The organism is Agrobacterium sp. V1 (genome assembly GCF_030518355.1).
Classification (GTDB): domain Bacteria; phylum Pseudomonadota; class Alphaproteobacteria; order Rhizobiales; family Rhizobiaceae; genus Agrobacterium; species Agrobacterium cucumeris.
In genome coordinates, this window is the sequence record NZ_JAULSF010000002.1 from 870,195 (window position 1) to 881,875 (window position 11,681).

Consider the following 11,681-nt stretch of genomic DNA (forward strand, 5'->3'; position numbering starts at 1 on the left):
GGTGCATTTCCGGTCTGTTATTTTCTCGGATATCAGTTAAAGTTTACGCGCGTCAAGATATTAATGGATGAAATATCTGCTGCAATGCAGCAAGGAAAATGCGCGAAATAATAAATTATGGAGTGAATATACTGGTGTAAACAAGGATTTATGCAGGTTTCAAACGGTTTGGCTGCACGATGATTTATTTTTGGATGTTGACAATGGATGCAATTTCGCGAGATAAAAAATTTACGCATGTATTGTTATGCGTGGACATCCGTAAAGGAGGAGCGGGTATCATGAGCAAATTCATCGGAATTCTGTCGTCGTCTGTGGTTGGGGCCGGGCTTCTGGCCGGGCTGGCGCAGGCGGAAGAGATCAACATCGCCACCGTCAACAATGGCGACATGATCATCATGCAGAAGCTTTCCAGCGCCTGGGAGAAGGAAACAGGCAACAAGATCAACTGGATCGTGCTGGAAGAGAATGTTCTGCGCGAACGCGTCACCACCGACATCGCCACCAATGGCGGCCAGTTCGACATCATGACCATTGGTGGTTACGAAGCGCCGATCTGGGGCAAGCAGGGCTGGCTGGCGCCGGTCGACGATCTCGGCGACGATTATGATTATGCCGATCTGCTCGACCCGATCAAAAAGGGCCTGACGGTGGACGGCAAGCTTTACGCCGTGCCGTTCTACACCGAAAGCTCGTTCACGCTTTACCGCAAGGATCTGTTCGACGCCGCCGGCCTGAAGATGCCCGACAATCCGACCTACGACCAGATCAAGGATTTCGCCGCCAAGCTGACCGACAAGTCGAAACAGCAATATGGCATATGCCTGCGCGGCAAGCCGGGCTGGGGCGAAAACATGGCCTTCCTCGGCACCATGATCAATACCTATGGCGGCCGCTGGTTCGACATGGACTGGAAACCCCAGCTGACGAGCGAGCCGTGGAAAAAGGCGATTGCGGATTATGTGGCGCTGATGACCTCCTACGGTCCGCCCGGTGCGGCCGCCAACGGCTTCAACGAAAACCAGACGCTGTTTTCATCCGGCCGTTGCGCCATGTGGATCGACGCCACCTCGGCGGCGGGCCGCGTTTATGACCCCAAGCAGAGCCAGGTTGCCGACAAGACCGCGTTTACGCGTGCTCCGGTCGAGGTAACGCCGAACGGTTCGAGCTGGTCGTGGTCCTGGAACCTTGCAATCCCAAACAGCACGAAGAAGCTTGAAACCGCCAAGTCCTTCGTCAAATGGGCGACTTCGAAGTCCTATGTGAAGACGGTTGGTGAAAGCGAGGGCTGGGTGGCCGTGCCGCCGGGCACGCGCAAATCCACCTATGAGCTGCCGGAATACAAGAAGGCTGCGCCTTTCGCGGATACGGTGCTGAAGGCGATCATGTCTGCCGATCCGTCCAAGCCGACCAAGGATCCGGTGCCCTATACCGGTGTGCAGTTCGTCGCCATACCGGAATTCCAGTCCATCGGTACGGTTGTCGGCCAGCAGATCGCGGCAGCCCTTTCCGGCCAGCAGACCGTCGATGCGGCGCTCGAAGGCGCGCAGAAACAGGTCGAACGTGACATGACCCGCGCGGGCTACATCAAGTAGCCGCGTCCTCCCGGCGTGCCGTCCGTTTGCCTTCTGGTGGCGGGCGGCATGGGTGGGGATTGAGGGCCAGTTCTACCCTCATTCCTGTGCCTGTCACAGGAATCCAGTCAGCCCAAGTCTTTGGGCTGGAAGGACTTTCTCGCCGCGTGAGAGCCGCGTCGGCTGGATTCCTGTGACAAGCACAGGAATGAGGGGAGTGAGGAAAAGCATCGAACAACAAACGAGCATGGCCAATTGACCCGCCATGCATCACGGAGATCGACATGAGATTGAACAACAAGGTTGCGCTGATCACCGGCGCTGCCCGCGGTATCGGCCTTGGTTTTGCGCAGGCTTTCGCCGATGAGGGCGCAAAGGTTATCATCGCCGATATCGATATTGGCCGGGCCTCGGCGTCTGCCGCCGCCATCGGTCCTTCGGCGAAGGCGGTGCGGCTGGATGTTACCGACCTCGCTCAGATCGATGCCGTGGTGAAGGCGGTGGATGAGGAGTTCGGCGGCATCGATATTCTCGTCAACAATGCCGCGATCTTCGATATGGCGCCGATCAACGGCATTACCGAAGAGAGCTATGAGCGGGTGTTCGACATCAATCTCAAGGGACCGCTGTTCATGATGAAGGCTGTCTCCAATGTCATGATCGAGCGCGCGCGCGGCGGCAAGATCATCAATATGGCAAGCCAGGCCGGCCGGCGCGGCGAGGCGCTGGTGACGCTTTATTGCGCCTCCAAGGCGGCGATCATTTCCGCCACGCAGTCGGCGGCGCTGGCGCTCGTCAAGCACGGCATCAATGTCAACGCCATTGCGCCCGGCGTCGTGGATGGCGAGCATTGGGAAGTGGTCGATGCGCATTTCGCCAAATGGGAAGGCTTAAAACCCGGCGAGAAGAAGGCGGCGGTGGCCAAATCCGTGCCGATCGGCCGTTTCGCCACGCCTGATGACATCAAGGGGCTGGCGGTTTTCCTCGCCTCCGCCGACAGCGATTATATTCTCGCCCAGACATACAATGTCGACGGCGGCAACTGGATGAGCTGAAAAGCCGGAGATGACCATGCATGCCATTCAATTTGTCGAGAAGGGACGCGCCGTGCTGGCGGAACTCCCTGTCGCCGATCTGCCGCCGGGTCACGCGCTCGTGCGGGTCAAGGCTTCGGGGCTTTGCCACACCGATATAGACGTGCTGCATGCGCGTTATGGTGACGGTGCGTTTCCCGTCATCCCCGGCCATGAATATGCCGGTGAAGTTGCGGCCGTGGGTTCCGATGTGACAGGCTTCAGGGCCGGTGACCGTGTGGCCGTCGATCCCAATTTGCCATGTGGCACCTGCGCCAGCTGCAGGAAGGGGCTGACCAACCTTTGCAGCACGCTGAAGGCCTATGGCGTTTCCCACAATGGCGGCTTTGCCGAATTCAGCGTTGTGCGCGCAGATCACCTGCACGGCATTGGTTCGATGCCCTATCATGTCGCGGCACTGGCCGAACCGCTCGCCTGCGTCGTCAACGGCATGCAGAGCGCTGGCATCGGCGAGACTGGCGTGGTGCCGGAGAGTGCGCTGGTGTTCGGCGCCGGTCCCATCGGCCTGCTGCTTGCCCTGTCGCTGAAAGCCCGCGGCATTCAGACAGTAACGATGGCCGATATCAATGAAAGCCGGCTGGCCTTTGCAGAAAGCCTCGGACTGAAGGTGGCGGTTTCGGGCTCGGAAGCGCTCTTGCGGCAGCAGAAGTCTTTCGATTTTGTGGCCGATGCGACGGGTATTGCCGCTGTTGCCGAAGCGATGATCCCGCTGGTTGCGGATGGCGGCACCGCGCTGTTTTTCGGCGTCTGCGCGCCGGATGCCCGCATTTCGGTGGCGCCTTTCGAAATCTTCCGGCGTCAGCTGAAGCTTGTCGGCTCCCATTCGCTGAACCGCAACATACCGCAGGCGCTTGCCATTCTGGAGACGGATGGCGATGTCATGGCGCGGCTGGTGTCGCACCGGTTGCCGCTTTCGGAAATGCTGCCGTTCTTTACGAAAAAACCGTCTGATCCGGCGACGATGAAAGTGCAGTTTGCGGCCGAATGATCGTTTGGCCGTTGATAACCATTCGACCGGCTTTTCGTCCGAAGGCCGGTCGATATAGAGTACCACATGTAATATTTCTTGGGGGCAAGCACTTTGGCCAAATCTATCAGGACGATGGAAGAATTTTCGGAATTCGTCGGCCTTTCCCGCCCGACCGTTTCGAAATACTTCAATGATCCGGCCTCGGTCCGCAAGAAGACGCGGGACACCATCGAGGATGCGCTGAAGAAATCGGGCTTCCGGCCGAATATATTCGCCGTCAACCTCAACCGCCGCCGTTCCAATATCATCGGCATCATCATTCCAAACTCCACCGATCCGTTCTACATGGCGCTGACGAGCCGCATCGAACTCATCGCCAACGAGGCGGGGTTCCTCGCCTTCGTGCTGTCTTCGGATGGCAAGGCGGAAATCGAGGACCGGGCTATCCGCACCTTCAAGTCGATGAATGTGGCGGGCGCCATCATCGCGCCGCTCGGCGTCAAATCCCATCGCGCCACGCTGGAGCAGCTCGCGGCCAGCATTCCGATCGTTTATGTCGATTCGCCGCTGGATGAGACCTCGGCCTTTGTCGGAACGGACAACCGCCAGAGTGTCGGGCTGATGGTGGATTATCTCTGCCGTTCGGGCGAACCGCCCTGTTTCTTCGATATGCCGCAGGTCAATACCAACGCTGCGACACGCCGCACGGCCTATGAGGAGGCGATGCAGCGTCTCGGTTTCGAGCCGCATGTCATCGATGTTCCCGGCATCGTCACCTGGGATTTCGAGCGTTTCGCCTTTGATGAGGCGAGCCGGCTGCTGGATGGGGCAGGGCATTTGCCATCGCGCACCATTTTATGCGCCAATGACCGTATCGCCTTCGGCGTTATCGCCGCCGCCTTCCAGAAGGGCATCAAGGTTGGCCATGGCTCCGATTACGACCTCAGGGTTGCGGGCCATGACGATCATCCGCTGTCGCGTTATGCCTGCCCGCCGATTACCACGGTGGCGCAGAATTATAACGAGATCGGCAGGCTTTCGATCGAGCTTCTGCTGCAGAAGCTGGATGATGAGACGGATGACACGACGCGGATGCGTGAACGCATCCTCCTCAGTGCCGATCTGATGCTGCGCAAATCGGCCTGATAGCTTGTTAGATAAACTAAACGAAAAATCTGATTTTCTAAATAGAACTAATATCTGAACGCTCCTACTCTGGTCTCAAGGTTGCTTTGGGAGGCGACCGCGAGAGCCGGCGCAAAGGCGTGCCGGGATCCGGGAGGAACGCAGAAACGTCATGTGGCCAGCGCCGCGAGGGGTGAACCTTCGCTGCCTCGGTATCGCATGGCCTTCGCCGGGCAGTCTGGACATTCTCGCCAGCAATTTCCCCAGCGAAGGATGTCAAAACATGAATCTCTATTCTCTTCTGTCAGCGCGTGCAGCCGGCGGCAAACCTGTCCGGGTTGGTCTCATCGGTGCCGGCAAGTTCGGCTCCATGGTGCTGGCGCAGGCGCAGCGCATCGCCGGTTTCCACATGGTCGCCGTCGCAGACCTCAATGTTGGCAAGGCAAGGGAATCGTTTGACCGCGTCGGCTGGCCGAAGGAGCGTTACGACGCGACGAGCTGCGCCGATGCGTTGAAGAGCGGCAAGACCTATGTGACCGACGATGTGAACGAGCTTTTCGCCTGTGGCGAGATCGAATGCGTGATCGAAGCGACCGGCCATCCGCTGGCTGGTGCACGCCATGCGCTGGGCGCCATCGAGCACAACAAACATGTCGTCATGGTCAATGTCGAAGCCGATGTCATGGTCGGGCCGATCCTTGCTGAAAAGGCCCGGGCCAAGGGCCTGATCTATTCCATGGCTTACGGCGACCAGCCGGCGCTGATCTGCGAGCTGGTCGACTGGGCGCGCGCCACCGGCTTCGAGGTCGTTTCCGCCGGTAAGGGCATGAATTTCGAGCCGCGTTACCGTTATTCGACGCCGGACACGGTCTGGGGTTATTTCGGCTGGACGGACGAGGAAGTGGCCAAGGGCGACTTCAATCCGAAAATGTACAATTCCTTCACCGACGGCACCAAGGCGGCCATCGAAATGGCGGCCGTCGCCAACGGCACGGGGCTGGATTGCCCGGATGACGGTCTGGCCTTCCCGCCCGCCGGCCTGCACGATCTCGCCCGCGTCTTCCGCCCGGCTACCGATGGTGGCCGTATGTCGCGCTCCGGTCTGGTCGATATTGCCGCAAGCCAGGAGCCGGACGGACGCGAGGTGTTCAACAACATTCGCTATGGCGTTTTCGTCACCTTCAAGGCGCATAATGAATATGCCCGCGCCTGCTTCAAGCAATATGGCCTGCTGACCGATCCCTCCGGCTGGTACGCTTCCATGTGGCGCCCCTTCCACATCATCGGGCTGGAAACCTCGATCAGCGTGCTTTCCGCCGTGCTGCGCAACGAAGCGACCGGTTGCTCCAGGGAGTTCCGCGGCGATGCCGTCGCTACGGCGAAGAAGGACATGCAGCCCGGCGAGATGCTCGACGGCGAGGGCGGTTACGCGGTCTGGGCAAACGCCATTCCCGCCACCCGTAGCCTCGACATCAAGGCACTGCCGATCGGCCTTGCCCATAATGTCAAGCTGAAGCGCGCCATCAAGAAAGACCAGATCGTCAGCTTCGACGATGTGGAGCTGGTCAATGATCTCGATGTGGTGAAGCTGCGCCAGGACATGGAAAACCAGTTCCGTCCGCAAAAGGACGCCGCGGCGTAATGGACGGGAGAGAGGACATGTCGAAGGGAGCTTTCGTGGTGATCGCAGAATTCCGGGTGAAGCCCGACGCGATGGACGCCTTTCTCGATGCGGCGCGCGATGACGCCCGGCATTCGGTTCAGGATGAACCGGGCTGCCAGCAATTCGATGTGGTGCGGCCGGAAACCGGAAACAACGTGGTGTTCTACGAGGTCTATGACGACAGGCAGGCTTTCGACGACCATCTGAAAACACCACATCTCGACCGGTTTCGGGAAGCATTTCCCGCCCTCATCGAAGAAGAACTGCCGGTGCGTTTCCTGAACCGGCAATGGCTCTGAAGGATGGAAACGATGGCTGACATTCGCCGGATCGCCGTTATCGGAACGGGTATCATGGGCGCCCCCATGGCGGGGCGTCTGGCGGAGGCCGGGTTTTCCGTCAAGGCCTGGAACCGCAGCGCTGAAAAAGCTGCGGCTCTGGCGGCAAAGGGCGTGCAGCCGGCGGCCACGGCTGCCGAAGCTGCGGCCGAAGCCGATGTCGTCATCTGCATGCTGAGTTCCGGGCCGGTCTGCGACGAGGTACTGCTCGGTGCCTCGGGTGTCGTTTCCACCATGAAGCCCGGTGCTATTCTGCTGGTGATGAGTTCCATCCCGGTCGACAGCGCACGGGAACAGGCGGAGGCGGCAAAGGTTTATGGCGTCGCTTATGTCGACGCACCGGTTTCCGGCGGTGAAAAGGGGGCGATAGAGGGAACGCTCGCCATCATGGCCGGCGGTGAGCAGCGGGATGTGGATGCATTGCGGCCACTCCTCAATTGCCTTGGCCGCGTCACCCATGTCGGGCCGGTGGGCTGCGGCTCACTGGCCAAGCTTGCCAACCAGCTGATCGTCGCCTCGACAATCTGCGCCGTTGCCGAGGCTTTGACGCTGGTTGAAGCGGGCGGAGCCGACCCGGCGCAGGTGCGCCAGGCTTTGCTTGGCGGTTTTGCCGAGTCCACCGTCTTCCGCCAGCACGGAAAACGCATGGTGGAGGGCGATTTCCGCCCCGGCGGCCCTGCGAAATACCAGGTGAAGGATACGTCCACGGCGCTGGCTTTCGCCGAAAGCCGTGGCCTGAAATTACCCGTCGGCGAGGAGGTTGACCGGTTGTTCCGCTCCATGGTCGAGCATGGCGCGGGCGAGCTTGATCACAGCGGTGTGATCCTTGAGATTAAGCGCATGAATGCGTTCGGAGGAACGCTCGAAACTGTCCAGAGCATTTCCAGTAAAAGTGCGTAGCGGTTTTACGTCCGGATAATGCGCTAAAACAAAGAGATAGAGCACGTCCAAAGATTCCGTTTTAACCGGACGTGCTTCATAGATAACAAGGGAGGAACACATGAAAATTTCGAAACTTTACGGGCTGGCTCTCGCCGCCACCATGCTGGTCGCATCCATCGCGCAGGCTGAAACGCTGACGCTTTCGACGCCGGATGCCGACAATTCCGAAATCACGCTCGCCGCCAACAAGTTTGCCGAGATCGTCTCGAAAAAGACCGACGGCAAACTCAAGATCAAGGTATTCCCGAACGGCACGCTGTATGGCGGCGACCCTTCGGCGGGCGTCAAGCAGCTGGCCGGCGGTTCGCTGGACATGCTTTTGAATTCGACCTCGCTTTACGCGACCTTCAATCCCAAGTTCACGGCCATCGCCATTCCCTACCAGTTCCGTGATATCGACCAGCTCCGGGTCTATCTCGACAGCGATCTCGGCAAGGAGCTTTCCACCGATCTGAGCAAGATCGGCATTCTCGGGCTCGATCTCTGGTCGCGGCCGCTGCGCCAGATCACCAATTCCAAGGCGCCGATCAAATCACCGGCCGATCTCAAGGGCATGAAGCTGCGGGTGCCGAACAATCCGCTCTGGGTCGAGTTCTTCGGCGCCATGGGGGCTGCCCCGACACCGATGGCCTTCGCTGAAGTTTACAATGCGCTCCAGCTGAAAGTTGTCGATGGGCAGGAAAATCCGGTCAACGTGCCTGTCAGCGCCAAGCTTTACGAAGTGCAGAAGTATCTGACGATCAGCAACCACATTGCTGACGCCTGGGTGCTGGGCATGAACCCGGCCCGCTTCGAAGGTCTCGACGAGGGCTTCAAGACGGCACTGAAGGAAGCAGCGACTGAAACCGAGCTTTGGAAAGCTGAGAACGACGCTGCCGATATCGACCAGTCGCTTGAGACGCTGAAGAAGAATGGCATGGAGGTCAACACGCTGACCGATGACGAGCGCAAGGCGTTCGTAGAGGTTGCGGCCGGTCTCTCGGCGAAGTTCTCGGCGCTGGTGAAAGATCAGGCGTTCTTCGATAAGACGCAGGCTTTCCTGAAGACGAACTGACGTTTCCCGCACTTGGACGCCGGGCCTGCATCTTTTGGCAGGCCCGGCCATCCCCAAACGTCAGCAGGCGTTGCTTTGCCGGAAAGGCAGGGTGGCATTCGGTTCACCGGATATCCGGTTTCAGCAGTGGAAGGGTATTGTCATGCGCGATACGAAACCTTCGGTGCTCGGCACCATCGTAAAACTCATCGCCGATATAGCCGCGGGGGCAGCCTGCGCCGGCATTCTCATCGTCGTGCTTCTTCAGGTCATCGGCCGCCTCATCGGCAGTCCGCTTCCCTGGACCGAGGAGGCGACCCGCTTTCTTTTCATCTGGATGGTCTTCCTTGGCCTTGCCGCCGGTTTCCGCACCGTGGAAAGCGCCCGTGTCGTGGTGTTTCTGGTGCTGTTCCACCGCTTCTTCCGGCGGCTGGCGGTGCCGATCTATGTCGGTTCATCCGTTTTCTTCTTCGGCATGATGGGCTGGACGGGTTTCACCCTGGTGCGCCAGCAGATCATGATGAACGAGACCGCCGCCACCCTGCCGATCCCGATGTGGGCCATCGGCATGGTTTTGCCCGTTTCCGCCATCATCGCCGTGCTCGCCATCATCGAATCGCTGCGCAGCCGCCGGGAGCTCATCGCGCTTCCCGAGCTTGGCCTGCCGGCGGACGAGATCGCCCATGCCGATATCTCCATTTCAGCAGGACATTGAGCCATGTCGGTCTTTCTTCTCATCGCCTTTTTCGGTCTCAGCATGCTCGGCGTGCCGCTTGCCATTGCGCTGGCGCTCGCCAGTGTCGGCACGCTGTGGCTCTTCACCTCCATGCCCATGGACCTGCTGTCGCAGACGATGTTCTCGTCGATGAACTCCTTCCTTCTTGTCGCCGTGCCGCTGTTCATTCTGGTCGGCACGGTCATGGAGCGGGGGCGGGTGGCGGAGCGCATCTTTGATTTCGCCGAGGCCATGGTCGGCTGGCTTCCCGGCGGGCTTGGCCACGTCAACGTCATCTCATCGGTGATCTTTTCCGGCGTCTCCGGCTCGTCCGTCGCCGATATCGCCTCGGTCGGCGCCATCGAGATCAAGGCCATGGAGCGCCACGGTTTCCCGAAGGGTTATGCCGTCGGCATGACGCTCTGCACCTCCACGCTCTCCTCGATCATTCCGCCGTCGATCCTGATCGTGATTGCCGGCTCCATCGCCAACGTGTCGATCGGCACGCTGCTGATCGCGGGTCTGGTGCCCGGCCTCTTCATCGCCTTCGCCTTTCTTGTCTTCAACCACTTCTATTCAGTGCATTACGGTTACAATCCGCCGACACCGTTCAATTTCCGCCTGGTGGTCGTCACCGGTCTGCGCGCCATCCTGCCGATGCTGACACCGCTGATCCTGATCATCGGCATTGCCAGCGGCCTGTTCACGCCAACGGAGGCCGCTGCCATCGCGGTGGTTTATGTGGCGGTGCTTGGCGTCATCGTCTATCGCACGCTGCCGGTGCGGGAGTTGCCGGAAATATTGATTTCGACGGCGCGCATTTCCGGCACGATCCTGTTCATTGCCGCCACCTCGCAGCTTGCCGCCTGGGTCTTCACCTTCGATGGGCTGCCCGAACAGGTGGCCGAGCTTTTGCAGGCCATGAACCTCGGCCCCATGACCGGCATGCTCGTCATCTTCGTCTTCCTGCTGATCATCGGCATCTTCATGGAAGCGATCCCGGCGATGTTCATCCTCATCCCGGTACTGATGCCGCCGGTGGAGGCACTGGGCATCGATCCGATCCATTTCCTGATCGTGACTGTCATGACGCTGACACTCGGGCTGGTGACGCCGCCGGTGGGGGTCTGCCTATTTGCGGCGGCACAGGTGGCGAATATGAAGATCGAGGATGTCATTCGCGGTTCGCTGGCGCCGATGACGGTGCTGACGCTTGCCATCTTCGCGCTGGTGCTGTTCCCGGTGCTGACGCTCGGGCCAATCCGGCTGATGGGGCTTTATTGACGCGCAAACGGATTGCCTGAAACCTCAGACAACGCGGCGGGCTTGCCACTCGTCGCGTTGTTTTCTCATCCACTCCAGAAACAGCATGACTTTTCTCTGCCGCAGATGGGAATGCGGGCAGACGATCCATTGGGTGACGAGCTTGATGCGCGGCGCGTCCGTCACGGCCGGCACCAGCATCTTGTCCTGCAGCTCCCGCTCCATCATCAATGTGCTTTCCAGCGCCACGCCAATGCCGAGAACGGCGGCATCGATGGCCATGTGGCTGCGGTCGAACAGGACCCGCCGCCAGCGCTTTTCGGCTGTCACGCCGGCCAGCGGGAACCAGTGGTTCCATTGCGCCTGCGCCTTGACCGAATGGATCAGCCGCTGGTTCTGCAATTCCTCGGGCAGAAATTTACCCGCACCCTGATAATTCGGCGAACAGACCGGCAGGAATTCCTCCTCCACCAGCCCTTCGACGAAGAGGCCCGGCCAGCGGCCATCGCCATGGCGCAGCTCTATATCGACGAGTTCCTGCGAAAAATCGGTGGGCTCGTTGGTGCCGTCCAGGCGCACTTCCAGTTCCGGGTGTTCCTCCAGAAACGAGCCGAGACGCGGCAGCAGCCATTTGTTGGAGATTGTCGGCGTCGCCCGGATCGTCAGCGTGGTGACTGAACGGAAGCCGCGAATACTGTCGGTGGCGTCTGATATCTGTTCGATCTGGGCGGTGATCATCGAGAAATAGCGCTCGCCCGCTTCGGTCAATGTCACCTTGCGGCCGGTCCGCGCCATCAGGGTCGTGCCGAGCTGGCCTTCCAGCAATTGGATCTGCTGGGAAACGGCCGATGGTGTGACGCTCAGTTCCTCCGCCGCCCGGGAAATGCTGCCCGCCCTTGCCGCGGCGTGGAAAACGAGGATCGATTTTATCGGGATTTGCATGGGTAGGGCTTTGCTCAACGGA

Annotated in this window: 11 protein-coding genes; 10 read left to right on the forward strand and 1 reads right to left on the reverse strand. The window is 59.8% G+C overall.

Annotated elements, in window-relative coordinates; all coding sequences use genetic code 11:
• The first annotated feature begins 281 nt into the window (after positions 1-281).
• From QSV77_RS18045 to QSV77_RS18090, 10 genes are all read left to right on the forward strand, one after another.
• Complete coding sequence (locus tag QSV77_RS18045; protein ID WP_046800382.1) at positions 282-1,595, forward strand: sugar ABC transporter substrate-binding protein; 1,314 nt, start codon at positions 282-284, stop codon at positions 1,593-1,595.
• Positions 1,596-1,858: 263 nt separating this feature from the next.
• Positions 1,859-2,629, forward strand: coding sequence for a galactitol 2-dehydrogenase (locus tag QSV77_RS18050; RefSeq protein WP_302734528.1), 771 nt, complete (start codon positions 1,859-1,861; stop codon positions 2,627-2,629).
• Positions 2,630-2,645: 16 nt separating this feature from the next.
• Positions 2,646-3,656, forward strand: a complete 1,011-nt coding sequence (locus QSV77_RS18055) for a D-altritol 5-dehydrogenase (RefSeq protein WP_302734529.1) — start codon at positions 2,646-2,648, stop codon at positions 3,654-3,656.
• Positions 3,657-3,770: 114 nt separating this feature from the next.
• Positions 3,771-4,784, forward strand: coding sequence for a LacI family DNA-binding transcriptional regulator (locus tag QSV77_RS18060; RefSeq protein ID WP_048902871.1), 1,014 nt, complete (start codon positions 3,771-3,773; stop codon positions 4,782-4,784).
• A gap of 262 nt (positions 4,785-5,046) precedes the next feature.
• Positions 5,047-6,405, forward strand: a complete 1,359-nt coding sequence (locus QSV77_RS18065; protein WP_302734530.1) for an NAD(P)H-dependent oxidoreductase — start codon at positions 5,047-5,049, stop codon at positions 6,403-6,405.
• A gap of 17 nt (positions 6,406-6,422) precedes the next feature.
• Positions 6,423-6,725 carry a putative quinol monooxygenase gene (locus QSV77_RS18070; protein ID WP_080820760.1) on the forward strand — a complete coding sequence of 101 codons (303 nt, stop codon included), beginning with the start codon at positions 6,423-6,425 and terminating at the stop codon, positions 6,723-6,725.
• A 12-nt stretch (positions 6,726-6,737) separates the two neighbouring features.
• Entirely contained in the window at positions 6,738-7,664 is a 927-nt protein-coding gene (locus QSV77_RS18075) for an NAD(P)-dependent oxidoreductase (RefSeq protein WP_302734531.1), read from the forward strand.
• A gap of 100 nt (positions 7,665-7,764) precedes the next feature.
• Positions 7,765-8,760 (forward strand): DctP family TRAP transporter solute-binding subunit, encoded by a 996-nt coding sequence (locus QSV77_RS18080; RefSeq protein ID WP_302734532.1) that lies wholly within the window; start codon positions 7,765-7,767, stop codon positions 8,758-8,760.
• A 142-nt stretch (positions 8,761-8,902) separates the two neighbouring features.
• Positions 8,903-9,454, forward strand: a complete 552-nt coding sequence (locus QSV77_RS18085; RefSeq protein WP_003522700.1) for a TRAP transporter small permease — start codon at positions 8,903-8,905, stop codon at positions 9,452-9,454.
• A gap of 3 nt (positions 9,455-9,457) precedes the next feature.
• Positions 9,458-10,738 carry a TRAP transporter large permease gene (locus tag QSV77_RS18090; RefSeq protein ID WP_269702679.1) on the forward strand — a complete coding sequence of 427 codons (1,281 nt, stop codon included), beginning with the start codon at positions 9,458-9,460 and terminating at the stop codon, positions 10,736-10,738.
• Positions 10,739-10,762: 24 nt separating this feature from the next.
• On the opposite strand, the gene QSV77_RS18095 is transcribed toward QSV77_RS18090, so the two are convergent.
• Complete coding sequence (locus QSV77_RS18095) at positions 10,763-11,659, reverse strand: LysR substrate-binding domain-containing protein (RefSeq protein ID WP_065116543.1); 897 nt, start codon at positions 11,657-11,659, stop codon at positions 10,763-10,765.
• Positions 11,660-11,681 lie beyond the last annotated feature (22 nt).

Bases quoted from the DNA above. Each gene is read 5' to 3' on its own strand.
- QSV77_RS18045 (WP_046800382.1), top strand. From the start codon at position 282: ATGAGCAAATTCATCGGAATTCTGTCGTCGTCTGTGGTTGGGGCCGGG.
- QSV77_RS18050 (WP_302734528.1), top strand. From the start codon at position 1,859: ATGAGATTGAACAACAAGGTTGCGCTGATCACCGGCGCTGCCCGCGGT.
- QSV77_RS18055 (WP_302734529.1), top strand. From the start codon at position 2,646: ATGCATGCCATTCAATTTGTCGAGAAGGGACGCGCCGTGCTGGCGGAA.
- QSV77_RS18060 (WP_048902871.1), top strand. From the start codon at position 3,771: ATGGAAGAATTTTCGGAATTCGTCGGCCTTTCCCGCCCGACCGTTTCG.
- QSV77_RS18065 (WP_302734530.1), top strand. From the start codon at position 5,047: ATGAATCTCTATTCTCTTCTGTCAGCGCGTGCAGCCGGCGGCAAACCT.
- QSV77_RS18070 (WP_080820760.1), top strand. From the start codon at position 6,423: ATGTCGAAGGGAGCTTTCGTGGTGATCGCAGAATTCCGGGTGAAGCCC.
- QSV77_RS18075 (WP_302734531.1), top strand. From the start codon at position 6,738: ATGGCTGACATTCGCCGGATCGCCGTTATCGGAACGGGTATCATGGGC.
- QSV77_RS18080 (WP_302734532.1), top strand. From the start codon at position 7,765: ATGAAAATTTCGAAACTTTACGGGCTGGCTCTCGCCGCCACCATGCTG.
- QSV77_RS18085 (WP_003522700.1), top strand. From the start codon at position 8,903: ATGCGCGATACGAAACCTTCGGTGCTCGGCACCATCGTAAAACTCATC.
- QSV77_RS18090 (WP_269702679.1), top strand. From the start codon at position 9,458: ATGTCGGTCTTTCTTCTCATCGCCTTTTTCGGTCTCAGCATGCTCGGC.
- QSV77_RS18095 (WP_065116543.1), bottom strand. From the start codon at position 11,659: ATGCAAATCCCGATAAAATCGATCCTCGTTTTCCACGCCGCGGCAAGG.